25 protein-coding genes are annotated in these 26,053 nt (G+C 69.7%); 11 read left to right on the top strand and 14 right to left on the bottom strand.

Annotated features, from left to right (window positions below):
• The first annotated feature begins 59 nt into the window (after positions 1–59).
• Positions 60–905, top strand: coding sequence for a class I SAM-dependent methyltransferase (locus tag BLW41_RS01240; protein ID WP_093115493.1), 846 nt, complete (start codon positions 60–62; stop codon positions 903–905).
• Between the two features lie 9 nt (positions 906–914).
• On the opposite strand, the gene BLW41_RS01235 is transcribed toward BLW41_RS01240, so the two are convergent.
• Genes BLW41_RS01235 through BLW41_RS10785 form a run of 3 tightly spaced genes read right to left on the bottom strand, consistent with a single transcriptional unit; the run spans position 915 to position 3,344 of the window.
• Positions 915–1,901, bottom strand: a complete 987-nt coding sequence (locus BLW41_RS01235; RefSeq protein ID WP_093115491.1) for a DUF1152 domain-containing protein — start codon at positions 1,899–1,901, stop codon at positions 915–917.
• Positions 1,898–2,986 (bottom strand): S-methyl-5-thioribose-1-phosphate isomerase, encoded by a 1,089-nt coding sequence (gene mtnA / locus BLW41_RS01230; RefSeq protein WP_093115489.1) that lies wholly within the window; start codon positions 2,984–2,986, stop codon positions 1,898–1,900. Before mtnA ends, BLW41_RS01235 begins: the two co-directional genes overlap by 4 nt.
• A complete protein-coding gene (locus tag BLW41_RS10785) occupies positions 2,976–3,344 on the bottom strand; it encodes a hypothetical protein (protein ID WP_093115487.1) in 369 nt (122 codons plus the stop codon). Before BLW41_RS10785 ends, mtnA begins: the two co-directional genes overlap by 11 nt.
• Before the next feature lie 106 nt (positions 3,345–3,450).
• Here BLW41_RS10785 and BLW41_RS01220 point away from each other — a divergent pair, with 106 nt between their 5' ends.
• Positions 3,451–4,461 (top strand): zinc-dependent alcohol dehydrogenase family protein, encoded by a 1,011-nt coding sequence (locus BLW41_RS01220; protein WP_218138172.1) that lies wholly within the window; start codon positions 3,451–3,453, stop codon positions 4,459–4,461.
• On the opposite strand, the gene BLW41_RS01215 is transcribed toward BLW41_RS01220, so the two are convergent.
• A complete protein-coding gene (locus tag BLW41_RS01215) occupies positions 4,385–5,230 on the bottom strand; it encodes an alpha/beta fold hydrolase (RefSeq protein WP_093115483.1) in 846 nt (281 codons plus the stop codon). The genes BLW41_RS01220 and BLW41_RS01215 overlap by 77 nt on opposite strands.
• 121 nt (positions 5,231–5,351) lie before the next feature.
• On the opposite strand from BLW41_RS01215, the gene BLW41_RS01210 reads away from it, so the two are divergent.
• A complete protein-coding gene (locus BLW41_RS01210) occupies positions 5,352–6,296 on the top strand; it encodes an NAD(P)H-quinone oxidoreductase (protein ID WP_093115481.1) in 945 nt (314 codons plus the stop codon).
• A gap of 25 nt (positions 6,297–6,321) precedes the next feature.
• The gene (locus BLW41_RS01205) at positions 6,322–7,281 is read left to right on the top strand and encodes a hypothetical protein (RefSeq protein ID WP_093115479.1); all 960 of its coding nucleotides are present in this window, start codon (positions 6,322–6,324) and stop codon (positions 7,279–7,281) included.
• A gap of 77 nt (positions 7,282–7,358) precedes the next feature.
• Here the strand turns inward: BLW41_RS01205 and BLW41_RS01200 are convergent, their stop codons facing one another.
• The 6 genes from BLW41_RS01200 to BLW41_RS01175 all read right to left on the bottom strand — a co-directional run bounded on the left by BLW41_RS01200 (position 7,359) and on the right by BLW41_RS01175 (position 12,916).
• Entirely contained in the window at positions 7,359–7,730 is a 372-nt protein-coding gene (locus tag BLW41_RS01200) for a VOC family protein (RefSeq protein WP_093115477.1), read from the bottom strand.
• A gap of 134 nt (positions 7,731–7,864) precedes the next feature.
• Positions 7,865–9,028, bottom strand: a complete 1,164-nt coding sequence (locus BLW41_RS01195; RefSeq protein ID WP_093115475.1) for an acetyl-CoA C-acyltransferase — start codon at positions 9,026–9,028, stop codon at positions 7,865–7,867.
• Positions 9,029–9,178: 150 nt separating this feature from the next.
• On the bottom strand, positions 9,179–10,252 hold the full coding sequence (gene egtD / locus BLW41_RS01190; protein WP_093115473.1) for an L-histidine N(alpha)-methyltransferase: 1,074 nt from the start codon (positions 10,250–10,252) through the stop codon (positions 9,179–9,181).
• On the bottom strand, positions 10,245–11,567 hold the full coding sequence (gene egtB / locus BLW41_RS01185) for an ergothioneine biosynthesis protein EgtB (RefSeq protein ID WP_177169224.1): 1,323 nt from the start codon (positions 11,565–11,567) through the stop codon (positions 10,245–10,247). The genes egtD and egtB overlap by 8 nt, the downstream gene beginning before the upstream one ends.
• Positions 11,568–11,591: 24 nt before the next feature.
• A complete protein-coding gene (locus tag BLW41_RS01180) occupies positions 11,592–11,798 on the bottom strand; it encodes a dodecin family protein (RefSeq protein ID WP_093115469.1) in 207 nt (68 codons plus the stop codon).
• A gap of 146 nt (positions 11,799–11,944) precedes the next feature.
• Entirely contained in the window at positions 11,945–12,916 is a 972-nt protein-coding gene (locus tag BLW41_RS01175) for an LLM class F420-dependent oxidoreductase (protein ID WP_093115467.1), read from the bottom strand.
• Between the two features lie 64 nt (positions 12,917–12,980).
• On the opposite strand from BLW41_RS01175, the gene glpX reads away from it, so the two are divergent.
• Positions 12,981–14,024, top strand: a complete 1,044-nt coding sequence (gene glpX / locus BLW41_RS01170) for a class II fructose-bisphosphatase (protein WP_177169223.1) — start codon at positions 12,981–12,983, stop codon at positions 14,022–14,024.
• Positions 14,025–14,068: 44 nt separating this feature from the next.
• Here the strand turns inward: glpX and BLW41_RS01165 are convergent, their stop codons facing one another.
• Positions 14,069–14,767, bottom strand: a complete 699-nt coding sequence (locus tag BLW41_RS01165; RefSeq protein WP_093115465.1) for a hypothetical protein — start codon at positions 14,765–14,767, stop codon at positions 14,069–14,071.
• 62 nt (positions 14,768–14,829) lie between these two features.
• Between BLW41_RS01165 and BLW41_RS01160 the strand changes: the two genes are divergently transcribed.
• The 3 genes from BLW41_RS01160 to BLW41_RS01145 all read left to right on the top strand — a co-directional run bounded on the left by BLW41_RS01160 (position 14,830) and on the right by BLW41_RS01145 (position 18,868).
• On the top strand, positions 14,830–15,891 hold the full coding sequence (locus BLW41_RS01160) for a GGDEF domain-containing protein (RefSeq protein ID WP_093115463.1): 1,062 nt from the start codon (positions 14,830–14,832) through the stop codon (positions 15,889–15,891).
• 603 nt (positions 15,892–16,494) lie between these two features.
• A complete protein-coding gene (locus BLW41_RS01150) occupies positions 16,495–17,574 on the top strand; it encodes a sigma-70 family RNA polymerase sigma factor (RefSeq protein WP_093115459.1) in 1,080 nt (359 codons plus the stop codon).
• A 127-nt stretch (positions 17,575–17,701) separates the two neighbouring features.
• Positions 17,702–18,868 (top strand): type IV pilus twitching motility protein PilT, encoded by a 1,167-nt coding sequence (locus BLW41_RS01145; RefSeq protein ID WP_093115458.1) that lies wholly within the window; start codon positions 17,702–17,704, stop codon positions 18,866–18,868.
• Here the strand turns inward: BLW41_RS01145 and BLW41_RS01140 are convergent.
• Positions 18,865–20,748 (bottom strand): hypothetical protein, encoded by a 1,884-nt coding sequence (locus BLW41_RS01140; protein WP_143038510.1) that lies wholly within the window; start codon positions 20,746–20,748, stop codon positions 18,865–18,867. The genes BLW41_RS01145 and BLW41_RS01140 overlap by 4 nt on opposite strands.
• A 124-nt stretch (positions 20,749–20,872) precedes the next feature.
• On the opposite strand from BLW41_RS01140, the gene BLW41_RS01135 reads away from it, so the two are divergent.
• A complete protein-coding gene (locus BLW41_RS01135; protein ID WP_093115454.1) occupies positions 20,873–21,274 on the top strand; it encodes a winged helix-turn-helix transcriptional regulator in 402 nt (133 codons plus the stop codon).
• Between the two features lie 70 nt (positions 21,275–21,344).
• On the top strand, positions 21,345–22,760 hold the full coding sequence (locus BLW41_RS01130; protein ID WP_093115452.1) for a hypothetical protein: 1,416 nt from the start codon (positions 21,345–21,347) through the stop codon (positions 22,758–22,760).
• A gap of 62 nt (positions 22,761–22,822) precedes the next feature.
• Here the strand turns inward: BLW41_RS01130 and BLW41_RS01125 are convergent, their stop codons facing one another.
• Positions 22,823–23,998, bottom strand: a complete 1,176-nt coding sequence (locus BLW41_RS01125; protein WP_177169222.1) for an ArsA family ATPase — start codon at positions 23,996–23,998, stop codon at positions 22,823–22,825.
• Positions 23,995–24,936, bottom strand: a complete 942-nt coding sequence (locus tag BLW41_RS01120; protein WP_177169221.1) for an ArsA family ATPase — start codon at positions 24,934–24,936, stop codon at positions 23,995–23,997. The genes BLW41_RS01125 and BLW41_RS01120 overlap by 4 nt, the downstream gene beginning before the upstream one ends.
• A gap of 50 nt (positions 24,937–24,986) precedes the next feature.
• Here BLW41_RS01120 and BLW41_RS01115 point away from each other — a divergent pair, with 50 nt between their 5' ends.
• Positions 24,987–25,790: a ParA family protein gene (locus BLW41_RS01115; protein ID WP_093115448.1), complete on the top strand. Its 804-nt coding sequence runs from the start codon at positions 24,987–24,989 to the stop codon at positions 25,788–25,790.
• The last annotated feature ends 263 nt before the right edge of the window (positions 25,791–26,053 follow it).

Here is a 26,053-nt window from a genome sequence, read left to right as displayed (position 1 = left end):
GACGGCGGTTAGTCTCTGACAGTTGTTTGCCGATTACCGAGGCAGTGCCTGAGCGCGGGATGGCAGACACGCTTCGGCAAGACGAACCCAAGCCCGCTCGCCGCCGTGCCGGTCAGCGTCCGACGCTTAGTGGTGCGGCGAGGACCGTCGCTGTCGAGACGACCGACGCCGAGCGTGCGGTCGCCGATCTCCTACCGATCGAGGCGCCACCGGAGCGGGCGCGGGAGGTTCTGCGGCGAGTGCCCTTCTGGTTTCACACCTTCGCGCTGAACCGTGCGCACGGCCTTTACACACCGGGCGTTGCGCGCGACCACCGCTACCGAATCAAGGCTTTGCCCGCTGATTGCTCGGGTCTGCGAGTGCTCGACGTGGGCGCCTTCGACGGCTTCTACTCGTTCTTGGCCGAGCGGCGCGGAGCTGCGCGGGTGGTCGCCGTCGACAACGAGCAGTACAAGGCGTGGGTGCGCTCGCGGTGGGGTGTAGAGCTGCACGGCGGCGAGGGGTTCCGGGCAATCGCCGAGCTCCTCGAATCGCGCGTGGAGTACCACCGGCTCGATGCTTTCGAGGTCGAGCAGCTCGGCGAGCGCTTCGACCTGGTGTTCTGCTTCGGGATCCTCCACCGCGTCGAGAGCCCTCTCGGTTTGCTGCGGGTGCTGCGCCGCTGCGTGGCCGACGGTGGCCGCGTGCTGCTGGAGACCTACGGCATCGAGGGTGGTGGCGGGCGCGCCGAGATCCGCGTCTCGGCGCCGGGCGAGGTGTACGCCGGCGACGACTTCGTGTACTGGGAGTTCGGGGCCGACGGTCTTGCGCGCTTGGCGCGTCTGGCTGGGTTCCGCGACGTCGAGATCGTCGACACACCGATGGTCGACGGTCACCCGTGGATCCTGGGCCACGCTTGCGCCTGAACGGACAGCCTAAGAGGCCGCTTCGCGTGCCCTAGCCCGCTCGAATTCGAGCTCCGTGCGCACTCCCAGTCGGAGGAGGGCACGATTCGCCTCCTCCAATCCCGAGGCGTCGATCACTGCCGCCGCGAGCGGCAGCTCGCCGGCTGCGAGCGCCCGTAGTGGATCGAAGAAGAAGCACAGCGAACCCAGCGGCGTGCGTTCGACGGTGCGCAGACCGTCGCGGATCGGTGCGGTCCCGCTCGCCCCATGAAAGCAAGCGAGCGCTTGCGCACTCGCTTCTGTCGGCACGGCGGTGCAGAGGCGCTGAAGCCGCTCGGCAGCGGCAGGCGTGAGGCCGCGCGCGCCAGACATCGCCCCTACCCGCGCGAGCGCCGCCAGGCGGTCGAGCACCTGCCACGGCGTCAGCTCGCCGTCGCAACCAGCGCCGAACACACCGCCCAGCACTGCCAGACGACGCTCCTCTGCGACGAGTGCCCCCGCCGCCAACAACAGCGCGTCGCAGAGCGGACTCGCCAGCCCGCGTTCGTCACCGCGCGCGACCGCGTCGCCGCCGACGTCGAGCAGCACGAGTGAGTCGAATCCCAGCGAGCTGGCGGCGGCGGCGAGGTCATCGGCGATCCGTCGGGGTGAACAGGTCACGTCGACGATCACCGTCGGGCTGCCAAGCTCCTCGGCCACAACCGCTTCGGCGAACCGCGCGCCGTGTTCGCTGATGCGGGTGTCCGGCCCGGCGACCAGCAGCGAGCGGGCGGGATGCGCCAACGCCCCCTCGATCTCGTCCGCGGAACGCGGGCCGGGACGCGGATCCACCACCCGGCGTTCCCAGCTGGTGCCGCCGACTAGCGGCTGCGCGCCGCCTGGCTCGAACAGCGCTGCCACGGCCGCCGCCCCCACCACGTCGCCGCCGCCACCGACCCCGAGCACCAGCGGGCGGCGGCTGCGCGTCGCGAGCGACTCGACGTCGAGCGCCGCGGCAGGCACCTGCGATGCCGTCAAGCGGCGCCTCCAGCTCGGCGCGAGCGCTCAGCCGATCCAGCGACGCGGGCGATCGCCGTGGCGAGCGGTGGTCGCAGCACGCCGCGCTCGCACACGATCGCCGAAACCAGCGCCGCCGGGGTGATGTCGAACGCCGGGTTCCAAACCTTGGTTCGGGCGGGTGCGATCGCCTGCCCGGCGAATTCGCTCACCTCTGCAGGCGCTCTTTCCTCGATCGGAATCGAACGGCCATCGGGCGTCGCCGGGTCGAACGTCGAGAGTGGCGCCGCCACGTAGAACGGAATCCCGTGATGCCTCGCGAGGACCGCCAACATGTAGGTGCCGATCTTGTTGGCCACGTCACCGTTGCGGGCGATGCGGTCGGCACCGACGAACACGCAGTCGACCAGTCCCCGCGCACAGGCGGTAGCGGCGGCCGAGTCGCAGAGCAGGCGGTGGGGTACGCCGGCGCGCGCGAGCTCCCAAGTGGTCAGGCGCGCGCCCTGCAGGAGCGGTCGCGTCTCGAGCACCAGTACCTCCGCGAGTCTGCCGCGACGGTGTGCCTCGAGGGCTACGGCGAGTGCCGTGCCTTCAGCGCCCGTAGCGAGTGCACCGGTATTGCAGATCGTCAAAAGACGCCCGCCTGGCGGCACCAATTCAGCACCCGCGGTGGCAATCGCGCGGTCAGCGGCGTGCTGCTCGTGGGCGATCGCATCGGCCTCGCTCGCCAACGCGCTTGCCACATCCTGGCCGTCGCCGGCGCAAGCCTCGAGTCGTGCCAGCATCCGCCGGCACGCCCACCCAAGGTTGACCGCCGTCGGTCTCGCAGAGGCGAGCGCGTGCGCGGCCGACCGTGCCTGCTCGACCCCCTCGCGCTCGGCGATCAGCGCGATCGTGTAGGCGGCGGCGATGCCGATCGCCGGGGCTCCGCGCACCGCCAGCGCGCGAATTGCCGCGACCGCCTCCTCCGCCGTTCGCACCTCGATCCAGCGCTCTTGGTGCGGGAGTGCGCGCTGATCGAGTAGTCGCAGGGTGCCGTCCTGGCTGCGCTCGATCGGTCTCGCGAGGCTCGTCTCGGTGGGCGCGAGGGCGTCGTCAGCGCTCATCGTCGGGCTGCCGTGGCGGCGTCTGGGCGGCGCGACGCAGACGCTCGAGCTCGGCCCGCAACTCGGCGCGGAGTTCGCCGATCGTCGCTGCGTCGACTTCCTCCTCCGATTTTTTCGCTGTCGGCACAGGTGGCGGCGCGGTCCGCTCGACGGGCGACGCGGTCCGCTCGACGGGCGGCTCCGGGCGCTCGACGGGTGGCTCCGGGCGCTCGACGGGTGGCTCCGGGCGCTCGACGGGCGGCTCCGGGCGGGCCGCCAACAGCCGTCGCAGGACCATGCCGGCGACCGCGATCGCCGCTAGCGCCAGGGAAAAGCGAGGCTCGCGACGCCGGCGCTGGCGCTGTCGGACTAGTGCCACGCCGAGAATGCTGACGCAGCCGCCGCGGTCACGCGTCGACGCTCGCGCGTGACCCGGATCGGAGCGGGATCGGAGCGCTCGCCGTGCATCACTACGCTTGCCCGCCGTGCGCGCAATGGTGCTGGAGCGTCAGCCCGGCGAGCTGCAAGAGCGCGAGCTCCCCGACCCGCAGCCGGGACCGGGCGAGGTACTGGTGCGGGTGGTTGCCTGTGCGGTCTGCCGCACGGACCTCCACATCGTCGACGGCGAGCTCGCCGCGCCACGGTTGCCGCTCGTGCCTGGCCACCAGATTGTCGGCACGGTCGCGGCGGTCGGTGCGGGTGTTGAAAGCCCCCGCCCCGGCGACCCGGTCGGGGTGCCGTGGCTCGGGTCCAGCTGCGGCCGGTGCCGCTTCTGCCGCCACGGTCTCGAGAACCTCTGCGACGCCGCCCGCTTCACCGGGCTCCACCGCGACGGTGGCTACGCCGAGCTGTGCGTCGCCGACGCCCGTTTCTGTCTGCCGCTTCCGGGCGAGCCCGAGCCGGCGCTCGCGCCGCTGCTCTGCGCCGGTTTGATCGGTTTGCGCTGCCTGCGTTTCGCTGAGCAGGCGTTGTTGCCCGACGAGCCCGGGCGCATCGGCCTCTACGGTTTCGGCGCGGCGGCGCACCTGGTCGCCCAGTTCGCGCGCGCACGCGACCACCGCGTGTTCGCGCTCACGCGTCCCGGTGACGACGAGGCCCAACAGTTCGCCCGCGAGCTCGGTTGCGAGTGGGCTGGTGACACCGTCGAAGGTCCGCCGGTCGAACTGGACGCGGCGATCATCTTCGCCCCCGCCGGCGAGCTCGTACCGCGCGCACTCGCCAGCGTGCGCAAGGGCGGGCACGTGGTATGCGGTGGCATCCACATGTCCGACCTGCCGTCGTTCCCCTATCGACTGCTCTGGGGCGAGCGCGTGCTGCGCTCGGTTGCGAACCTTACGCGCGCCGACGGCAGCGCCTTGATCGAACTGGTCGCCGCCGCTCCGCCCCGCGTCGAGATCGAGCTCTACCCGCTCAGCGCAGCTAACGAGGCGCTTTCGCGACTGCGCGAGGGTCGCGTGCGCGGTGCTGCCGTGCTCGCGGTCGCGACGCGATCCTGACTCCTTCGCGGGCCGCTCCTTCGCGCGGAATTCGCTCTAGTCGCCGGCGGTTGGCGGCGAAGTCGCGCAAGGTAGCTGCCAGCACGCGTAAAGCAGGCACGCTCGCGACCATGCCCATGTGGGTGGTCGCAACCTCCACGTGCGTGGCGCTGGGATCGAGGCAGGAGCGCCAATCGACGATGCCATCGCGGCGCGAGTAGACCGAGACGAGCGGCACACGTCGGTCTATCGGCTCTCCGTAGAGCCGCCAGAACTCGCGACAGCAGGAGCCGATCAAGCAGGAGGCGCTGGCGAACCCAGGCACGCCGAGCGTTCCGAGGGCGCCGGTGGCGAAAAGCAGGCCGCGCACGACCGGATCGACGGCGAGCGGTTCGATCTGCGGCGTTCCCAACATCACTACGCCCGCCACCAGGTGCGGCTTGCGCTGGGCGAGCACCTTCGCGAGCGAGCCACCGCGGCTGTGTCCGACCAGGGCGACGCGACTGCGATGTTCCTGAGCCATGCGTTCGAGCCGCCGCTCGAGGCGCCTGACAAGGGCTGCCGAGCACCCGACGTTGTGGCGAATGCCCGAGACTTGCGGTGCGTATCCGATCCGCCCGAGCCAGTCGTACAGCGGCCGCAGCGAGCCGTCCCCGACGAGAAATCCCGGCACCAGGAGCACTGGCATGCCGTCTCCGGGGGCGACGCCCTCACCGCGCCACAGCGGGTCGCGTAGCAGCGCCGCGAGCTCGATCCCGAAGGTCCCCTCACGCCCTAAGCCGAACCGCACGACCCGCCTCCTCGCTACCGGTTTCAGGACCCCTTCGCGCCAGCCGGCGCTTCCCCTCTTCCCAGTGATCGGCGGTCGGCGTCGGGTCGTGAGCGTGGGGCGGCGAATACGCTACGCGGCCATGCGCTGCGTGGTTATCGCCGACGGCCGCCTCGAGGTTGCGGAGCGCCCGACGCCCGAACCGGGCACCGGCCAGCTGCTCGTGCGGGTTCGTGCGGCGGGCCTCAACGGCGCCGACCTGTTGCAGCTGCGTGGTCGTTACCCGGCGCCTCCTGGGGAACCGCGTGACATCCCCGGGCTCGAGCTAGCGGGCGAGGTCGCAGCGATCGGCCCGGGTGTTCGTCGCTTCGCGGTCGGCGACCGCGTGATGGCGATCGTCGGCGGCGGCGGGCAGGCCGAGTACTGCCTCGTCCACGAACGCGCCTGCATGCCCGTGCCGCCGGCTTTGGGGTGGCCGGAGGCGGGCGGCTTTCCGGAAGTTTTCGTGACCGCGCACGACGCGCTGTTCACGCAGGCCGGCTTGCGCCCCGGCGAGCGTCTGCTGGTGCACGGTGCGGCCGGGGGTGTCGGCTCTGCAGCTGTTCAGCTCGGTGCGCGGGCCGGGGCGATCGTCACCGCCACTGTGCGGCACGAGGAGCTGCGGGAGGCAGTTCGGCAGCTTGGCGCCCGCACAGTGCTGGCGCCCGACGCGTTCGCGGAGGCCGGTCCCTACGACGTCGTGCTGGAACTGGTCGGCGCCCCCAACATGGAGGCCAATGTGCGCGCGTTGGCGACCGGCGGACGGATCGTCGTGATCGGCGTCGGGGCGGGTGCGAAGTTCGAGCTGAATCTGCTCGCCCTGATGGGTGCGCGCGCGACGCTGCGCGGCTCGACGCTGCGCGCGCGCCCGCTCGAGGAGAAAGCGCTGGCGATGCGCGCGGTCGAGCGGCAGGTGTTGCCGCTAGTCGAGACTGGGGAGGTGCGGGTGCCGATCGCCGCGACTTTCCCGCTGGAGCGTGTTCGAGAGGCATATGAACGGTTCGCGGCCGGCCGCAAGCTCGGGAAGATCGTGCTCACCTTCGGGTGAGTGCGCGCGCCAACGGACGCTGCGAGTGCTCGGCAGCCTCCGTCCCTGCCCGCGCCAGGGACGTGCGCTCGCGCTCCTGTGCGCCGCCGCGGCGAGTCTCGCCAGCGTGGCCGCCGCGAACGTCGGCGCCGCCTCCGCGGACGCCTCGGCGCCGACTCGCGCGCGACCGGCGATCGGAGTGTTCGGCGGCGGTTCGCTGGCGGCCAAGTTCAACCTCGTGGAGGTGGTGGTGCAGCGGGGGAGCCGGGCCGCGCTGTTCGCGGCCCTAACCAATGGCTGCGACTTCGCTTCCGGCGACGGTGTCGTCGACATCGTGCGGATCGACGGCTTGCGCATCGGGCGCGGCGGCCGCATCCGCTACTCGCCGCGGGCCGAGAGCGTTAGTGACGCAGAGAGCTTCGGCGTCGCCGGTCGTCGCCTCGTCGACACAACCATCACGGCGAGCTTCCAATCGCCGGGACGGGCGGCCGGGCAGATTCGCGTGATCTCACGCTTCGTCGATCCACGCGGCCGCGCCTTGGGTAAGTGCGACACCGGTCCAGTGGCTTGGCGCGCGGCGCGACCGCCGCGAGCGCTCGCGGTGGGCAACCCGGTCCCACGCGAGCGGCCCATCAGCTACTACGGGGTGAGCGCTCAGCGCTTGCCGTTAGCGGCGGCACAGGTCCCCGGCGGCACGCTGGAGATCGCACTCGCCTGGCGGCTGCCCTGCATACCGGGTTCGCGCATCCGCCAGACGCGCATCCAAGGCGTCGCCATCAACGGTGGCCGCTTCCAAGCCAGCAAGCTGATCAGCGAACGCCTCGAAAGCGCATCGGGACCCCTCAAGGTCGCTTTCTCGCACAGCGTGTCGGGGCAGCTAGGGGCCCGCGGGCTGGTCGGCAAATGGCGGATAACCGCCACGGTCGAGCGGCCCAACGGCGCGCGGAGCAGCTGCTCGACCGGGGACAACCGGCTGCGAGCCGTCTCCTGGCCCGCCGCTGGCTAGCCGGCTGGGCGTGGCCGCTAGCTGATTCGCAGCTCGCCCTAGCGCTCTTGGTCAGCTCCACGCGCTCTGGGTCAGCGCTACGCGCTCTCGATCAGTTCGATACGGTAACCGTCGGGGTCGCGTACGAAGCAGATCCGGGAGCCACCCTCGCGCACGCGGTAGGGCGGCCGCTCCGGCTCGATGCCGACCTCCTTGAGGCGCGCGAGCAAACCGTCGAGATCTTCGACGGCGAGCGCGATGTGGTTGTAGCCGGTGCCCAGGTCGTAGCTGGTGACACCGAAGTTGTACGTCAGCTCGAGCCGCGGCTCGTCTCCGGGTAGGCCGAGGAAGACGTTGATCGCCTCGTCGCGGATCGGCATCCGTCCGCGCTCCTCGAAGCCAAGCTGCTTGTAGAAGGCGATCGACTTTTCGAGGTCTCCGACGCGGTAGCAAGTGTGCAGGTAGCGCATAGCGAGCGAAGCTAGCGACTCGCCGGCGCGGCATGCCGCCGAAAGCGCGGCGGCCCGCCCAGCGTCCGCTGGACGGGCCGCCGCGAAGCGGTAGCGCGCGGCGTGGGCGCGCTAACGAGAGCGCAGGGCGCGGCCTAGTTGAGCCGCTCGACGATCATCGCCTCGCCCTGGCCGCCGGCGACGCACATCGTCTCCAGCCCGATCTGCTTGTCGTCGGTTTCGAGTCCATTGAGCAGCGTGCACATGATGCGTGCACCGGTCATGCCGAACGGGTGGCCCAGGGCGATCGCACCGCCGTGCGGGTTGAGCTTCTCGAGCGGGATGTTGCACTCGCGCATGATCGGGATCACCTGCGCGGCGAACGCCTCGTTGAGCTCGACGATGTCGATGTCATCCATCGTCATTCCGGCGCGCTTGAGCACTTTGCGAATCGCGCCGATCGGCGCGACGCCCATGTATTCCGGCTCGTTCCCCCAGGTCGCGGCCGTAACGATCCGCGCCCGCGGCTTGATGCCGAGCTCCTTGGCCTTGGTGTCGGACATCAGCAAGACCGCGGCCGCACCGTCGTTAAGTGGGCAAGAGTTGCCGGCAGTCACCTTGCCCCCGGGCTTGAACGCCGGCTCGAGCTGCGCGAGCTTCTCCAGCGACGATTCGCGGCGGGGTCCGTCGTCTTTCGATACGACGGTGCCGTCGGGCAGCTCCACCGGCACGATCTCGCGGTCGAAAAAGCCCGAGTCCTGGCTTGCCACCGCGAGCTCCTGGGAACGCTGCGCGTACTTGTCCATCTCGGCGCGCGAGACCTCGTAACGCTCAGCCACGTTCTCCGCCGTCAAGCCCATCGCGATGTACGCGTCGGGCTGACCGTCCTTGCCCTGCAGCTTCGGGTTTTGGTCCTGCGGGCGCGCGCCCTCGACCGCCTCGTTGTAACGCGACACCCACTCCACGCCGGCGGCGATGTACACGTCGCCCTCGCCGGCGCGGATTGCGTTCGCCGCTTGACGGATCGCTTCGAGGCTCGAAGCGCAGTAGCGCGAGATGGTGCTGCCGGTGACCTCCTTCGGCAGCTTCTCGGACAGCAGCACCATGATGCGCGCGATGTTGAAGGCTTGCAGCCCCTGCGGGAGGCCGCAGCCGCAGTAGACGTCCTCGACGAGCGCCGGATCGACCTCGGGGTTGCGTTCGAGCAACTTGTCGACGATGAACGCGCCCATGTCGTCGGGACGCAGCTGGGCCAGCGAGCCCTTGAAGGCGCGCCCGATCGGTGTGCGAACGGCATCGACGATCACTGCTTCAGGCATCAGAACTCCTTCGCGTAGTTCGGGACGAGACGATTGGTGGAGCCGAAGGCCGGAGCCGGAATGCTACGCGCGCATCTCGCGGCGGCGCTGGCAGGTCGCGATCGACTGCTGGCGGTCAGGCGTCGTGCGGTCGCGATCGACTGCTGGCGGTCAGGCGTCGTGCGGCCGCGCCAGCACCAGCGCGAACAGCCCCTGCTGGTCGCGCCAGCTCGCCTCCAGCGCCAGGCCCGTGCCGCCCAGCTCGTCGGCGAACGCCTCGAGTCGGAACTTCGCCGAGGTCTCGGTGCGGATCTCGTCGCCGGCGGCGAACTTCAGCTGCCGCCGCTCCCGGCCGAGGGTGACCTGGAGATCGCGGCGTGCGCGCAGGCGCATCTCGATCCACGAGCGCTGCGGGTCGTAGAAGGCGCGATGGTCGAACGCCTGGGGGTCGAAGTTGCAGCCGAGCAGCCGGTTGACGTGCAGCAGCACGTTGCGGTTGAACTCGGCGGTGACCCCAGTGGCGTCGTTATAGGCACGCTCGATCACCGAGGGGTCCTTGACCAGATCGATGCCGACCAGCAGCCGGTCGCAGGGGCGCATCAGCGCGCGGAGTTCACCGAACAACCGTGCCCGTGCCGCAAGCTCGAGGTTGCCGATCGTGCCACCCAGAAACGTGAAAAGGCGCGGAGCGGACGGTTCAGGCGGCGGAATCGCCGCGAGGTCACGTTCGTAGTCGGCGATCAGCGCGTGCACACGTAGGTCGGGGAAGGCGGTGACCAGGGCGCGCGCGGTCTGTTCGAGCATCTCCGCGGAGACGTCCAGTCCTACGTAGCGACGCAGCCGGCTGCGACCGGCCAGCGCATATAGGAGCGCACGCGTCTTCTCGGCACTACCGGCGCCGAGCTCGACAATTTCGGAGGCGTCGGTCTGGGCTGCGATCGCGGGCGCTCGCCGGTTGAGGATGGCGCGCTCGCAGCGCGCCGGGTAGTACTCGGGGAGCGTGGTGATGCGTTCATAAAGCCGCGCTCCGCGTTCGTCGTACAGCAGCTTGGCTGGAAGTTCCCGCAGCGGCTCCCGCAACAGACCGGCAAGCGCTTCTTCTGCCAGGCGCTCGCGTAGCGCGCCGGGGTCGAGGCGTCGCTCGATCACCACCTGCGACTCCTCCCTCAGCTGCGCCGCGTCAGTGGTGCTGCCCGCGCCGGCGCTCGTCAGCACCCCGTGCGTTTCGGATGGGGCCTTAGACATCGGCCGCGCAACGCAAGCCGGCGAAGATCTGGCGCCGGTGCGGTAGGTCCCAGTTACGGAAGGTCGGGATCGCGATCTCCGCCTGTGTGGCCCACGAGCCACCTCTCAGGACGCGATAGCCGCGGCCGAAGTGCACCTGCGAGTACTCGCGGTAGGGAAAGGGGCGGAACCCGGGGTAGCCGTTGAACTCGCTGGCCGTCCACTCCCAGACATCGCCGATCATCCGTACGGCACCGAGCGGCGATACCGCGCTCGGCGTGAGCCATACCGGCTCGACGGCGAACCGCTGGAGGTCGCAGTTCGCCTCGCGGGGGGCTCTCGCGGGCGCCGCCGCCGCGGTCTCTGGCGACGCGCCCGGCGTGTGCGTCGCTGCCACCTCCCACTCGAGCTCGCTTGGCAGGTGTTTGCCGGCCCAGCGCGCGAACGCCTCGGCTTCGTAGTAGGAGACGTGCACGACCGGCTCGTCGGGGTTACGTTCGACCGTTTCGCCGAAACGCCGCACGCCGCCGTCGTCGGTCCAGAACAGGGGCCGCTGCCAGCCCTCGCGCATGCGGATACGCCAACCCTCCGGCGACCACAGTGACTCGCGCTGGTAGCCCCCGTCCGCGATGAACTCCTCGAAGTCACCGTTGGTGACCGGGGCGCGGTCGATCGCGAAGGGCGCGAGCTCAACCTCGTGACGCGGCCGTTCGTTGTCGTAAGCGAACCCCCGATCCGGGGCGCCGACTAAGTAGCGGCCGCCATCGATCCTCACCATCCCCGCGCAGCGGTGCTGCGTTTGCCTGCTCGGCGTGAGCCGATTGCTGCTGGGTGGCTCGAAGACCCCGGGCGGCGCGATCTGCAGGGTCTGCAGGATCGTCTCCAGGTGCTGCTGTTCGTGGCGCGCCACGAGCTCCACTACGAAGCCGTCCCGCGCAATCGGGTCGCCGCTGCGGGCGATCTGCTCGAGCACCGCGACTGAGCGCGTCAGCACGGCGTCGAGGTAGCCGAAGGCCTCGCGCGCTCGCAGATAAGGCGCGCAGCCGCGCTCCGAACGCGGTGTCTCGAGCGCGTCGTAGACCGCCCGCAGTTCGGGGTACAAGGGCGCCAGCCCAGCTGCCCGCTCGCACAGCCAGAGGTCGGCGAAAGCGGCGATGTGCCCGAGATCCCAGGCGACGGGGGAGAGGATCGGCGAAAAGACGCGGTCCAGCGCCCCCTCATCGACCCGCTGAACGACCGCCAAGGTCCGCTCGCGGACGTTCTCGAGCCGCTCCCGCCAGCGATCGACCGTGCGCTCCGGCGCGTCCGCTGCGTTGGCGCCGGTGCGCTCGCTCACTACCGCGGAGAGCGGGTCGATCGCCTACTCCTCCACCCGCTCGACGAGGAACGAGATGCGCACGAGCGCGCGCCACTCGTCGAGGTTTTCGCCGCGCAGGCCGGTCGACACGACGTCCACCGCCTTGATGTTGCGCAGCGTCTTGCGAGCCTCTTCGAGAGCTGCCTTCACGGCCGCGTCGGAGCTTTCCTTCGACGCACCAACGACTTCAATGATCTTGGTGACGGCCATCTGCCTCCTCCTCTGTGCGACTACGCCGACGCTAGCGCGGCGGATCAGCGCCCGGCAAGGGCAAACGAAGAGCTGCGTCGGAGAGTGGCGTCGGAGAGTGGCGTCGGAGGGCGGCGGGGCTATGCAGTCGCTCGCCGCGGCGCGGCTCAGTCGCTTGCCGGCGCCAGTGACTCCACCAGTTGACACCAGCCTTCGACGGTGAGCTGGCCTTGCGGGATCACCAGGAGGACCGGCGTGTCGATACCGCGACTTTGGAAGGCCCGGGCGCGCTCGCGCTGGGCGCGGGCATCGCCGAACAGGAAGATCTCGTCGATCAGGCGTTCGGGTGCCAGTTCGACGGCTCGGCGGCGGTCGCCCGCGCGCCACGCCTGCACCATCGGATCGATCTCGTCGCCGTAGCCCAGCCAGCGGAAGTACTGCTCGTAGACCGGCACGGTCGCGTAGCTTGTGAACATCCAGCGCGCCAGCGGCAGCACCTGCTCGCGCTCGCCCTGCAAGCAGAAGAGGCGGCAGAAGATCTCCACGTCGGCGGGGTCGCGACCGGCCTGTCGGGCCCCTTCCGCGACCTCGCCGAGGACCTTGTCGACCGCCTCAAGGGGGAGAAAGTTGACCCAAGCACCATCGCCCAGCGCGCCGGCGAGGCGCAACATCCGGCCGCGCAAGGCGGCGATCGCTATCGGTGGCGGCGGCTCCGGCGCCTGGTCGAGCTTGAAGCCGCCTGGGCCGGCCCGCTCGCCAGCGAGCGCGGAGCGCAAGAACTCGACGGTCTCACGGACCCGCGTCAGCGGACGTTCGAAGCGGATGCCGTTCCAGCGTTCGACGATCACGTTCGAGGAGGAGCCGATCCCCAGCCAGAAGCGCCCTTCCGAGAGCTCTTGGAGGGCGGCGGCGTGTTGGGCGAGGATCGCCGGCCCACGCGTGAAGACGCTGACCACGCCAGTTCCCACACGCATCCGCTCGGTCGCCATGGCCGCGATCGCGACCTGCGTGAAGGCATCCGGACCGGAGACCTCGCCCGGCCAACCGTCGGTGAAGCCGGCCGCTTCCGCCGCCTCGTAGACCGCCGTTCGCTGCCTTAGCGGGAGCCCGGCGAGTTCAAGCGAAAGACCCCACCCCATCGCTTCCCAGGCAGCCTAATCGCGCGGGCGGCGGCGGGGCGGTACGGTACGGGCACAGCGTCCGATGGGAGGTGATTCGGTGCAGCAAGAAGCTCCGACCGCCATCGACCCCAGCCGGGGCGGCCGACGGGCCCCCGACCGCAACCTCGCCCTCGACCTCGTCCGCACCACCGAGTACGCGGCCCTTGCCGCGGCCCGTTGGATCGGTCGCGGCGACAAGAACGCCGCGGATCAGGCGGCCGTCGACGCGATGCGGTTGATGCTCGACGCGGTGGCGATGGACGGCGTGGTCGTGATCGGGGAAGGCGAGAAAGACAAGGCGCCGATGCTCTACAACGGCGAGCGCGTAGGCGACGGCTCAGGTCCCGAGGTCGACGTCGCCGTCGACCCCCTGGAGGGAACGGAGCTGTGCGCCAAGGGACTGCCCAACGCGATCGCCACGATCGCCGTCAGCGAGCGGGGCACGATGTTCGACCCCGGCCCGTGCGTCTACATGGAGAAGATGGCGGCTGGACGCGACCTCGCCGACCTCCTCGATCTCGATCGTCCGCTTGGTGAGACGCTCAAGTTGATGGCGAAGGCCCGCGGGGTTCCAGTTTCCGACTTGGTCGTGATCATGCTCGATCGTCCCCGCCACGAGCAGGCGATGAGCGAGATACGGGCGGTCGGTGCAAGGATCCGCCTGATTCCCCACGGCGACGTCTCGGCAGCGCTCGCTGCGGTTAGCCCCAACACGGGCGTCGACCTACTCTGGGGGATCGGCGGCACGCCGGAGGGTGTGTTGGCGGCGGCCGCGATCAAGTGCCTCGGAGGGCGCATCCTCGGGCGCTTGTGGCCGCGCAACGACGAGGAGCGCCGGCGCGCGCTCGAGGCCGGCTACGACCTCGACGAGGTGCTCGACACCGACCGCTTGGTCGCTAGCGACAACGTTTTCTTCGCGGCAACCGGTGTCACCGACGGCGAACTGTTGGCCGGCGCCCACTTCACGCCCGAGGGAGCGACCACCGAATCGATCAGCATGCGTTCGCGATCGGGAACCGTGCGGCGGATCAGCGCGCGCCACGACCGCTCCAAGCTGCGCGAGTTGCTCGGCGAGGATCTGGGCTGAGCACCGCCATTGGGGCCGCCAGCCAGCCACTGTCCCGGCGCGCGCTAGCGCGCCGGCAGCTCGTCCGGTCGGGTGGTGCGCTCCCCGAGGTCGAGGCCAGCGCGCGCAAACCGTCCGACCACCGACTCGGGCAGCTCGGCCCGAGCCAGCGAACGCAGGAAGCCGTGCGTGACGAGCAGATGGATGCGCATCTGCGTGGCGCGGTAGATGGCGAGCCCGAGACGTCGCAGCCAGCGTGGCCTGCGGCGTGGCAGGGCAAGTCTCGGCACGAACGAATCAACGCGCGAGCTCACCAGCAACCGCGCCCGCCCATTCGCTCGCTGCGGGTCATCGAGGCGCCGCACGGTCAGACGCAGAAAACCCTGCTCACGGCCTGCTCTCGCAACCAGCAGACCGTCGCGGATGCGCCACGTCACGGATCCGTAATCGGGACCGAAGTCGTACTCAGGCGCATGGAAGCGCAGCAGTCGCAGACGACCGAGCAGGGTTACCGAACGCTCGTCGTTGCCGTAACGCACGCGCAGCAAACGACAAGAGGCTCGCTCCAAGAACACCCAGTAGGAGCGCGCCAGACGTTCCAGGCTCGCCGGATTCCACAGCCGCTCGAGTTCCTCAGCCGGCAGTTCGACCTCGGCGCGTTGCTCGGTAGTGACCGGTTCGCCCGCGAGCAACGGTTCCTCGGGTGCCGGCGCCAATTTCACGCGCACCTTCGGCAGCGCAACGCTGGCGTTTTCACGCTGCATGTGGACAATGATCGCAGGGGCCCTGCGCTCGCTAGGGGCGGCAGGGGCTTCCGCTGAGCTCAATGGGAACGCCCCACAACGAAGAGCGCTCCGCGTCGCAGGTCGCGATAGCGGCGGCGATGGCGCGGTTGGGTGCGCTGCGTGAGGAACTCTCGAAGCGCTACCTCCTGCGCCTAATCGAGCGTGCCTCGCTCGAGGAGATGCGCGCGCTGCCGCTCGACCGCGTAGCCCGCGAGTTGCCGCGCTTGGTCGGCGATCTGATCGACCTCGCGGCCAGCGGTGACTCGCCTCCGGATGTACTCGCCGACCTGCGCCTGCACGCCGCTTTCTTGGTTGAACTGAGGGCCCGCAACGACGACCCCGTCGCCGCGCTGATGCGCGACTGCGCGGCGCTACAAGGGGTGCTGGTCGAGACGTTGGCCGACCAGTTCGCCGAGGAGCCCGAGCTGATATCGACCGGTGTTGCCTCGCTCGTCGGCGCCTGTGCCCACCTGCAGTCGGCAGTCATCGATGTCTATCTGCAGCAGCACGCGCGGGAGCTCGAGCGGCAAGCCCTGACCGATCCGCTCACCGGTCTCTGGAACGTGCGCTACCTGCGCCGGCAGATCCAGTACCTCGTGGACCTCTACCACCGCTACGAGCAGCCGTTCGCGGTGCTCTTGCTCGACGTCAACGGACTGAAGCAGGTAAACGACAGCTACGGTCACCAGGTCGGTGATCGGGTGCTGGTGCAGATCGCACTTGCCCTGCGTCGCTCAGTGCGCGCCGTGGACACCGCCGCCCGTATCGGCGGCGACGAGTTCTGCGTGCTGGCGCCCAACCAGCGCGCAGATTCAGCGAACGTGCTGGCGGAACGGCTGGCCCGAGCCATCGCTGAGGGCATCAGCGACCCCGAGCCAGGCCTAATCACCGCCTCGATCGGAGTCGCTGCGTGCCCAGAGCACGGCGACCAAGCGGAAACTCTGTTGGCTGCCGCCGACCAGGCGATGTACCAAGCTAAGGCGGCAGGCGAAACCGTCGCCGTCGCCCCGCTGCGGCCAGTACCAGACGGAGATCGGGGAGAAGGGCCCGCCCAAGGGCCGGCGCCGACCCGTCCGCCGCGTGGGCCACGCCCTGCGCGCTAGCTACCGAAGGCTGCCCGGCGCCTCCGCGAGTGGCGCGCTCAGCGCCGCAGAAGCCTCTCACCGAGCGCCTTCGCGAGGCCGAAAGCGACTTCGGCGGAGGCGATCACCGCTCGCCCGAAGAGTTCGGCGGCACCCTGCTGACTGGAAGGCGTTGCCTGGGGGCCCCGACTGCCGGCGGTCGAAGCCTGCGCGCGTCGACTGCCAGCGGCCGCAGCTTGCGCCGCGCCCGTCGTCGATGACCGTCGCGGAGACCCCCGGCGCGCCCCCTCTTTGGCGCTCCGGTTGCTGTCTTTGCGAGCCCCCGTCTCCCGCTTAGGGCTGCGTTTCCCCGGCCGCGAACGCGGTAGGTTGGAGAGCACGTCGTCGGGGGCCATTACCAAGAAGGCTACCCGTTGCTGCTGCCGGGCAAATGGACGAACATTCGTGTATCGCCGCGCGCAATATGGGGTACAAATTGGTTGACTAGTCAGTCAGTCGGTCTCCCGTGCCGACAAAAGTCCGCGCTGCGTTGCGTTCAGACGCTGAAGCATCGGTCCCAGCCAACTGGCGGGTGGCTCGCACCCTGCCGAGCCGTCCGCTCCCCTGTCTGGAGAGACGAGAGGAATGTCGCTACCTGAACTGCAAGAACTCGAGGAGGTAAAGCTGCTGCTGGCCAAGGGCCAGCAGACCGGAGTTCTCACCTACAGCGAAGTGGCCGAGGCGCTTGCCGAGGTCGAGCTCGACGAGAGCGACGTCGAGGAACTGCACGCGTTCTTCGAGCGTTGCGAGATCGAGCTCGTCGAGGACGTCGCGGCACCCGAGGAGCAGGTCGCTGATCTGAAGCGCCGCAAGAAGGCGGTGCTCGATCTGCGGCCGGACATGACCACCGATTCCCTTCAGCTGTTCCTGAAGGACATCGGGAAGGTGCCTCTGCTGACTGCCCAGCAGGAAGTGGAGCTCGCCAAGCGGATCGAGCGCGGCGACCTCGACGCCAAGCAGAAGATGGTCGAGTCGAACCTGCGATTGGTCGTCTCGATCGCCAAGAACTACCGCAACCAGGGATTGCCGTTCCTGGATCTCATTCAGGAAGGCACGCTCGGCCTGGTACGAGCGGCCGAGAAGTTCGACTACCGCAAGGGGTTCAAGTTCTCGACCTACGCGACCTGGTGGATCCGGCAAGCGATCGCACGCGCGTTGGCCGACAAGGCGCGCACTATCCGGATCCCCGTGCACGTGGTCGAGAAGCTCAACAAGATCGGCCGTGCCGAGCGGAAGCTCGTGACCGAACTAGGGCGCGAGCCGACGATCGAAGAGATCGCCGAGCACACCGGCATCGACCCCGAGGAAGTCGAGTCGATCAAGCGCTCGGCACAAGCTCCGATTTCCCTCGAGAAGCCGGTAGGCGACGAGGAAGAGTCGGAGTTTGGTCAGTTCATCGCCGACGAGAAGGCAGAGTCGCCCTACGAACGGGCGGTCGACACGCTGACCAAGGAGACGCTGCGTCAGGCGCTCGAGAACCTGTCGTACCGCGAGCGTCGGGTGCTCGAGCTGCGCTACGGACTGGGTGGTGAGCATCCGCGCACGCTCGACGAGGTCGGCCGCACGTTCAACGTCACTCGCGAGCGGGTTCGCCAGATCGAGAACCAGTCGCTCAAGAAGCTGCAGTCGCTGGCCGAGGCGCAGCGGCTGCGCGAGGTCGCTTAGAACCTTCAGGGAGCTTCCGGGCGGCGCGCGCCGCTGTGCGCGGCGCGCCGCCCTGTTGTTTCGGCGTTCGGGTCGAACACTTGGCCGCCCGGCTCAAGACCGCCTATAGCGGGCCGATACGCAACACGTGTTCGACGTAGACCGTGCCCTCGCATACGTAGTCGAAACCGACTGTTCGGACCTCCATCTGAAAGTTCCGGCACCGCCGATCGTCCGGCGTCACGGCAAGCTCGAGCCGATACCGGGCGAGGAGCGTCTGATGCCGGACGTCACGGAGCGTGTGCTCTTCCACATGCTGCGGGAGGAGCGCAAGATCGAGGAGTTCCGACGGGAGCGCGAGGTCGACTTCTCCTACTCAGTACCGGGCCTTGCGCGCTTCCGTGTCAACGCCTTCGTACAGCGCGGGGCGATCTCGATCGTCTGTCGCGTAGTGCCGTTCGAGATCCGCACGATCGACGATTTGATGCTGCCGCCGGTGGTCCGCGAGCTAGCGGAAGAAGAGCGGGGTCTGATCCTCGTCACCGGTACCACCGGTTCGGGCAAGTCGACGACGCTGGCGGCGATGATCGACCACATCAACTCGACGTTTTCCAAACACATCGTGACGATCGAGGACCCGGTCGAGTTCCTGCACCGCGACAAACGGTCGATCATCAACCAGCGCGAGATCGGCGAGGACACGGCCTCCTTCGCGCGGGCCCTGCGCCGCGTTCTCCGTCAGGACCCGGACGTGATCCTGATCGGCGAGATGCGCGACGAAGAAACCGTGCGGACGGCGCTCTCGGCGGCAGAGACCGGACACCTCGTGCTCTCGACGATCCACACGGTCGACGCTGCCGAGTCCGTGAACCGCATCATCGACTTCTTCCCGCCCAACGAGCAGCGGCAGGCGCGCTCGATGCTGGCCGGCACGCTCAAGGGCGTGATCTCGCAGCGGCTGGTGCCGACGCCCGACCGTAACGGGCGTGTCGCGTGCTGCGAGATCCTGCGCATGACCGGGCGCGTGCGCGACATGATCCTCGATCCCGAGCAGACCGGACAGCTGCCGGAGGTGATCGCGGAGGGCGGCTACTACGGCATGCAGACGTTCGATCAGGCGCTGCTCGAGCACGTGCTGGCCGGTCGCGTGGCGATGGAGGACGCTCTGCGGGCGGCGACGCACCCGCACGACTTCAAGTTGCTGGTCGCGTCGGGTGGGCGCCGAGCGACTTCCGTCGATCACGTGCTGAGCGGCGAAGACAGCGAGGAGGAGGCGGAAACGGCACGCGCGCCGCGCGCTGCGGTGCGCCGCTAGCGTCGCCGGGGAGCGTCGATCCGCAGACGGAACTGCGCGCGGCCACGCAGCCGCATCGCGTCGTTGCGCCAAACGAGCCGGTCACCGGCCTTGCCAATGCGTGCCGCGATGCCGTTGACAGGCAGGAGCGAGCGCACCGCGAAGGCGAGCTCGAGTGGCGAGCGCGGCGCCGGCAGCTCGGACTCCGCCGACGCCTGGCCGGAGAAGAGCGCGGACAAGACGTTCTCCAATTCGCTGCCGGCGCCACGCGGCTGCTGATCCGCGGGCACGGCGCGGATCCGCACGACGGTCGTTCCCGGGCGCAGCTTGCGTGGCAGCCGCAGCGGAAAACGCAGCGTGCGGCGCCCGCCCCGCCGTACCGTCACCCGGACGGCGACGGTGATCGTGCTACCCGGGCGCGCTCGTCGCGGGCCGCTCGCGCTGTCGATGAACGCCTCCGGCGCCCCGCTGCGCCGCCGCAGCCGAATACGGATCGCGGAGAGGCCGAGCGGCTCCCGGTCGAAGCGCTCGACGAGCGTCGTCGCTAGCGTCGCCACGTCGACGGCGCCTCCGTCGAAGAAGGTTCCGCAACCGCCGAGCGGGAGCGGCAGCTGGCGCACGACCAGCGAGATGCAGAGGCGGTCGGTGGTGCGCGGCGCCTCGGCACCGACGGCCCGATCGAGCGCCGCCGCCAAGGTCAGCGCGACGCCGAACGCCGGGCCGCCCTCGATGTCCAAGGGCGTCTCGTCGGCGAGCGCTGCTCGCAGCGTGACTGCGCGACCAGTGTCGAGGTCTCGAACTCCGACCTCCAGCGGGATCGACGCGGGCGGCGCACCGATCAGGCCGGCGACGCCCGCGCTGCGGTCGTTAGTAACCGATCCGAGCACGCCCGGCGTCGGTGCCGCCAGCTTGTAGGCGGCGCTGAGCGGCGTGGTCGGGGCATCGACGATGCCGAACACGTAAGCGCCCTGCAGGAACAAGGAGCGGCGGCCGAGGGCCCCGGCCGACAGCCCGTCACCGGGACCACCGCCCCGTCCGGAGAGGTCGCCCAGAGGGTGGCCGAACGCCCAGACGCGATTGCCGTCACGGTACGTCAAGGTTCCGACAGCCGCTGCTGAGACGTCGCCTGCGACCAAGGCGGCGGCGATCGCCGAGCCGGGACGCAGGTCACTGGCAGCCGGGCCGCTGGTGGGGGCCGAAGCAGCGGCGGTCACGGCCAAGCCGTGGCGAGCAGCGACGCGTGCTAGGCGGGCCAACAGACGCCGCGAAACGCCGCTCAACACCAACGGGGCGCGCAAGGGGCGGGAGCGGGGGGTCGGTGCCGAGCTGCCGCCGGAGCTTCGCTTGGCGAGCGACGCGTTCGCGCCGGTTGCCGTCGAACCGGCCGGGCCGGCACGCTCCGGGGCTTGCCGAATCGGCGGTAGCGGGGTTACCCGCAAGAGCTCCTCGATCGGTGTGGCGACGGCCAGACGGTTGTCCTTATCGCCTGTCGTCGCAGCCAGGGCGCCGGCGATGCGCTCGCGACCGTCGCTTCCTGGGCAGAGGATCGGGGAGCCCGAGAAGCCCTCGGCGACGCCCGAGGGCTCGGCTGCGCCGCCCGCAACGCGCACGATGATCGCCGGCCCCCCGAAGCTTTCCGAAACGACATCGACGACGTCGGCGCGGAAGTCGCTGATCTCGGTGCCGCGCACAACCGTCAATCCCCGGCAGGCGAGACCCGGCCGTACCTCTGCGAGCGGCATCAGGTCGTCGGCGGCGAACGCCGCTGGTGCGAGCGTGAGCGTCAGCGTGAGTAGCGCCAGGAGCCCCGCGAGCGCGTGGCTACTGCCGACGAGCAGCGCGCGCCGACGTGCAGCGCAAAGCACGCAGGACACCAAGGCCGGCAAACAGGGGGCAAGCACGGCCCGCGCAGCTTAAACGAGTCGTGCGCTGGGCCGCAGCTCGAGGGAGTCGGGTGCCGCCACGGCCGTTCTGGTGCCGCAGCGACCGTGTTACTTCAACTGTTGAAGTAAACTGGCCAGTGCAATGCGCCAGTCGGGCGCCCTCACCGAACACGCGGTCGCGGTCGCTCGCGACCCGGCGGCTGGCAGCGAGCACGGCGCGGCGTCGACTTGTCCGGTTTGTGCGACGGCGGATCTCGTATGCGGCAAGTGGACGCTGTTGATCGTGCACGCCTTGGCCGCTGACGCGCGGCGTTTCTGCGAGCTCGAGCAGACGCTTGCGGGGATCAGCCCAAGGACGCTGTCCGTGCGCTTACGGGCCCTCGAAGAGGCAGGTCTGGTGGCGCGCGTGCCGCGCACGCCTGACGGCGCGCACGCCTATGCCTTGACCGACATGGGTCGCGAACTGCTGCCAGTGATTGAGGCGATGGAACGCTTCGGGCGCCGCTGGCTCGGCGGCAGCGAAGGGCCCTGCGGGGGACGGTAACGGCGGCCTGGCTGCAGCGCACTGCGATGCCCGTAGAAGGACGGACGGGCTACGCCGCGAACTTCGCGATGTGCGAAACGTTCGCCTCTACGAAGCCCTCCGCCGGTTCGCGCGTGACGCCGCCGCGCAGCTCTCAGCAGAGCTCGAAGCGGGTGCTGAACTCGAGTTCGATGTCGAGGCAACTATCGGCGGGCGCGGTCCAACCCTCTACCGCTACCGGCCGCTGACGGATCGTTTCATCGCTCGCGCATGGCCGGCGTTGCGGGCCTTGCCCTCCGCTGCGTCGGCCGCCGAGTCGCTGCGCGAGGGCGCTGCTCTGTACCTCGAGGCGCGCGGTGTTGCTGACGACGACGCCGAGCCCGCCTTGCGCGCGCTGCTCGAGCGGCTTTACGAGGACCAAACGAACTTCGCGTTTCCCGAGGAGCGTTTCGAGCGGGTCTACGCCGAGCTCGAGCAATCGCTCTACGGCGATGCGCGGCCGTGTCTGTTCGTCACCTGTCTGCGCGGCGTTGAGTGCCTCAGCGGGCCGGTGCGCCTCGGCGCGCGCGAGCGACTCGAATTGCGACCGCCGGAGCTCGTGGAGCTCGAGCTGCCGGTCGAGCTCGCCGGTGTCGTACGCGCGGACGGGGGAACCACGATGGTCTGCTTGGAGCTGCTCGCAGAGGGTGCGGTGGCGCCGCTCGAGCACCAGTTCCGTGAACGTCTGCGCGAGCTACGGCTGGCCTTGCGGTTGCTCGCAGAAGGGCGTGTGGATCCGTTCGCAATTGGTTTTCGGCGAGTCGCCGAGAGCCGCTGGGTGTGCTTCGAGCTCGAGCGACCCGGGCCGGGGCGCGGCGAGCCGCTGAGGATCGATGACGAGCGCGCGGCCGAGCTCGGCGAGCTTCTAGCCGTGGTCCGCGGGCGCGCGCGCGAGCCGCGTCTAGAGCTAGCGCTCGAACGCTTCGACCGCGGCTGCGCAGCTGCCGATCCACAGGTCGCTTTGCTCGACCTGCTCTGCGCGCTGCGGGCGCTGCTCGCCGAACACACCGACACCGACCGTGCCAGCCTCGGGTTGCGGGTTGCCGCGCTCTGCGCCGACGTGCCCGACCGCCCGCGCGTGCGCCGCGACGTGGAGCGCGCTTTGTCGCTCGAGCGGTCGCTGCTCGCGGGACCGATCACCGCCCAGGGTTCGGATGCCGACGCAGTCGCGCCGGTGGTGCGCGAGCTGGAACGTCACGTGCGGGCGCTTTTGCGCGACGTGCTGTGCGGGTACCTGGAGCTCGATCTGGCGCGTGTCGCCGACGACATGTTGTTGCGGGCGACCGGCGAGGTCGAGATCGCCGCCCGTGACTTGCGCGTATCGAAGCCGCGCGCCGACGCTGACGAAGCGCGCGCCGGCAGCGCCGTGAGCGGGGACGAGACCGATCCCCTGGGCTTCGCAGCGGTGCCACCAACATCCGGCAGCCAGCCTTTCGACGACCCGGACGACTACTCCGCGCCGGTCTGACGTGTGGTCGCCCGCGGTCGGGCGCCAGCGTCGGCGGGCGCTCAGCTCGGCTGCTCGCGGCTCTAAGGGCGGCCCGCGAGTAGCGGTGCGAGCTCGACGAGATCCTCGACCGTGCGGATATCCCGCTGTCGCCGTGGGACCACCAGCAGCGGCATGTCCGGTAGCTCTGCCGTCAGAGTTGCCAAGCGTTTGCGCTCCACGCTGGCGACCGCGAGTTGGCTGGCGACGCTGCGCGCCACCGCTTCTGCCAACTGGCTGTCGATACCGGCCCGAGCGAGCTCTGCGACGACGGCGCTGGCGGCGTGCACCCGCTCGCCCGGACGCGCTTGCGTCGATGCGCCCTCGAGCCAGTCCCGTGGCAACTCGGGTGGCGGCTCGGTGACGCGGTTCGCGACCACGAAGCTGACCCTCACACCGAACCGGCGCACGCGTTGCGCGAACGCCACGCTGTCGGCGATCGCCCGCGCCGTCGGCGCGGTCACGATCGCCGCCGCGGCCTCCTCACTGGCCAGTAGTTCACGCACCGCGCTGGCGCGTCGCACCAGCTCGCTGGTGGCATCCGCGAGTGCCTGAAAGAACTCGGAAACTTCGCGCAGCACCTCCACGCCGGTGGCGCGCCCGAAGGCTTTCAGCACGGCGCTGGTGCTGCGCCCGGCGAGCGCGCCCCCGATCCGTCCGCCGCCAGCGACCAGCCGCAGGGTGCGCGACCCGAGCATTCCCGCCAGCACGCTCGGTGCCTCGAGAAAGTCGAGAGCGTGTGCGCTCGGCGGGGTATCGAGCACGATCAGATCCCACTCGTCGCTCTCGTAGAGCTCCCACAGACACTCCATCGCGCTGAACTCCTCCGAGCCCGGCACTGCACCGGAGAGGCCGCGGTAGATGCGGTTTTCGAGAATGCGCTCGCGCGCTCCCGAATCCGCCGCAGCGCGCGCCAGGGCGCGGTCGAAAACGCGCTTCGGGTCGAGCACCAAGCCGTAGAGCTCGCCGGGAGCTTCGAGGCGCACGGGCGTGGGTCGGTCGTGTGCGCGATCGAGGCCGAGGGCGTCGGCCAAGCGCGGAGCGGGATCGATGGTCAGCACTACCGTTCGGCGACCACGGAGGGCCGCGGCCACACCGAGCGCGGCGGCGGTCGTCGTCTTGCCGACACCGCCGAGGCCGCAGACCAGTAGGACCCGTCGAGACTCAAGTTCGGCGCCTACCGCGCGACGCGGCGCGCGCTGTCGATCCCGGTCGCTCACAGGAAGCGGGATATTCGTGGGCGCAAGAGTGCGGCCAATGGTGTGCCATCGGACGCGGCATCGTCGGTCGGCAGCAGGGGCAGCGAGCAGACTGCGAGTCCCGCCCGGCGCAGCCGCCCGATCTGTCGGCGCTGATCGGCCGCGCGTTGGTGTTCGGTGAGGGCCACCGTTGCTGCTGCCTGAGCGGGGCGGGGCAACCGCCCGCGCAGCTCCTCGAGACGTCGCACGTCGTCGCTGCGCAAGTGCGTGCGCAACGCGCCGTTGACGACCGCCAGGTCGACACCACGCCCTAGCTCGCTGCGCAGGCGCGCGTCGGTTTCGAGCGCCTCGGTTACTGCGAGCTCTTCGGGGTTCGCGACGCAGACGACGGCGGTCGCTCGCGGATCGCTCAGAAATGCTTCGATGCGACTGGCGTGGCGCCGCACGGGGCCGACCGCTGCTGCTTCGCGGAACACGGCGGGGGCGCCCAGCATCGCGAGACCGTGACCGCTCGCCGGGGCGTCGCACACGACCACGTCGTAGGGCTGCGCCCCCTCGCTGATCCGCTGCTCCTGCGCGACTTCCCAAACTTTGCCGACCGCTAGCAACTCCTCGAAGCCGGGGGCGAGCGCGCCGAGATGGTCGACGATCCGCGACTTCGCGACGAGCGTCGCCAGCGGTGCCGGCAGCCGGTAGTGCAGCCATTCGTCGCGCGCGCGGCGCGGATCGACGCGCATGCCCCAGAGGGTTCCGGCCACCTGGCGTTCCTCGCCGACCAGAGGATCGCCGCCGAGCGCCGCGCCGAGGTCGCCGTCGTCGGTCACCTCGACGGCGAGGACACGCAAGCCGCGGGCGGCAGCCGCCAGCGCGATCGCAGCCGCGACCGTCGTTTTGCCGACGCCACCCTTGCCGGTGACGAAAACGAGACGACGCGACGCAAGGCCAAGAGTCGAGCGCACGACTGAAGCTTGCAGGATTCCCGCCCACCGCTGCGAAATACGCCCTTGCCATGGAACCCGCGGGCAGCAAGGGCACGCAAGCGCAAAACGAGGGCGCTGCGCTGGTCTACGCCTTCACCAACCAGAAGGGCGGCGTCGCGAAGACGACCACCACCGTCAATCTCGCGGCCGCCTTCACGGAGCGAGGTCTTCGGGTACTAGCGGTCGATCTTGATCCGCAGGCCAACCTCACAATGAGCCAAGGCATCGACCCTGACTCCCTCGAGGTGTCGATGTACGACGTGCTAGTCCACGGTCTGCCGATCAAGCGGGTCATCAAGCGCCGCGAGTTCGACGTCGCCTGCGCCTCGATCGACCTGGCGGGCGCCGAGATTGCGATGTCGACGAAGATCGGTCGCGAGCGCGCTCTGGCGAAGGCGCTGAAGGCGGTAAAGGACGAGTACGACTACGTCTTCATCGACACGCCGCCGAGTCTCGGCCTGTTGACGATCAACGCGCTCACGGCGGCCGACAAAGTGATCGTCCCCGTGCAGTGCGAGTATCTCTCCATGCGCGGGTTGATCCAGCTCCAGAACACGCTCTCGATGGTCAAAGAGGAGCTCAACCCTCGGATCGAGATCGAGGGCATCCTGCCGACGCTGGTCGACACGCGCACGGTGCATGCGAAGGAGGCGATCGAGATCCTCGAAGAGAACTTCGGCGATCGCGTTTTCGCCTCGCGCATCAACAAGACGATCCGGTTCGCGGAGGCGCCGGTTAAAGGGATGTCGGTCCTGAAGTACGACCCGGACGGCAAGGCGGCCTACGCGTACCGCGAGCTGGCAGAGGAGGTCCTTGGGAATGGCAAGCGGTAGGCGAGCGAGCATGCGCGAGGGCCCGCTGGCGGAGCTCTTCCGGCGGACCGACGAGCGAACGGAGGAGCGCCCTGGCGCGGAGCCGACGACGCCCGCGCAGCGCAGCGAGTTCGCCCAAACCCGGGGACCACACGAGCCCTCGCGGGGCACGGGACCGTCGACCCCTGCTGCCGCGGAACGCTACGCCGATCGACCGCCTTCGCCTGAGGAGCGCCTGAAGGCGGTGTTCTCCGCCGACATTCCCTTCAACATGCTCGAGCGCG

Origin of the sequence: Thermoleophilum album (assembly GCF_900108055.1) — a bacterium.
GTDB classification, from domain to species: Bacteria; Actinomycetota; Thermoleophilia; order Solirubrobacterales; family Thermoleophilaceae; genus Thermoleophilum; species Thermoleophilum album.
This window is presented reverse-complemented; position numbering and strand designations above follow the sequence as displayed.

Excerpts from the sequence above, each read along its gene's own strand:
- BLW41_RS01240 (WP_093115493.1), top strand. The coding sequence starts at position 60 with ATGGCAGACACGCTTCGGCAAGACGAACCCAAGCCCGCTCGCCGCCGT.
- mtnA (WP_093115489.1), bottom strand. The coding sequence starts at position 2,986 with ATGAGCGCTGACGACGCCCTCGCGCCCACCGAGACGAGCCTCGCGAGA.
- BLW41_RS01210 (WP_093115481.1), top strand. The coding sequence starts at position 5,352 with ATGCGCTGCGTGGTTATCGCCGACGGCCGCCTCGAGGTTGCGGAGCGC.
- BLW41_RS01200 (WP_093115477.1), bottom strand. The coding sequence starts at position 7,730 with ATGCGCTACCTGCACACTTGCTACCGCGTCGGAGACCTCGAAAAGTCG.
- BLW41_RS01195 (WP_093115475.1), bottom strand. The coding sequence starts at position 9,028 with ATGCCTGAAGCAGTGATCGTCGATGCCGTTCGCACACCGATCGGGCGC.
- egtD (WP_093115473.1), bottom strand. The coding sequence starts at position 10,252 with ATGTCTAAGGCCCCATCCGAAACGCACGGGGTGCTGACGAGCGCCGGC.
- BLW41_RS01180 (WP_093115469.1), bottom strand. The coding sequence starts at position 11,798 with ATGGCCGTCACCAAGATCATTGAAGTCGTTGGTGCGTCGAAGGAAAGC.
- BLW41_RS01175 (WP_093115467.1), bottom strand. The coding sequence starts at position 12,916 with ATGGGGTGGGGTCTTTCGCTTGAACTCGCCGGGCTCCCGCTAAGGCAG.
- glpX (WP_177169223.1), top strand. The coding sequence starts at position 12,981 with ATGGGAGGTGATTCGGTGCAGCAAGAAGCTCCGACCGCCATCGACCCC.
- BLW41_RS01165 (WP_093115465.1), bottom strand. The coding sequence starts at position 14,767 with ATGCAGCGTGAAAACGCCAGCGTTGCGCTGCCGAAGGTGCGCGTGAAA.
- BLW41_RS01160 (WP_093115463.1), top strand. The coding sequence starts at position 14,830 with ATGGGAACGCCCCACAACGAAGAGCGCTCCGCGTCGCAGGTCGCGATA.
- BLW41_RS01150 (WP_093115459.1), top strand. The coding sequence starts at position 16,495 with ATGTCGCTACCTGAACTGCAAGAACTCGAGGAGGTAAAGCTGCTGCTG.
- BLW41_RS01135 (WP_093115454.1), top strand. The coding sequence starts at position 20,873 with ATGCGCCAGTCGGGCGCCCTCACCGAACACGCGGTCGCGGTCGCTCGC.
- BLW41_RS01115 (WP_093115448.1), top strand. The coding sequence starts at position 24,987 with ATGGAACCCGCGGGCAGCAAGGGCACGCAAGCGCAAAACGAGGGCGCT.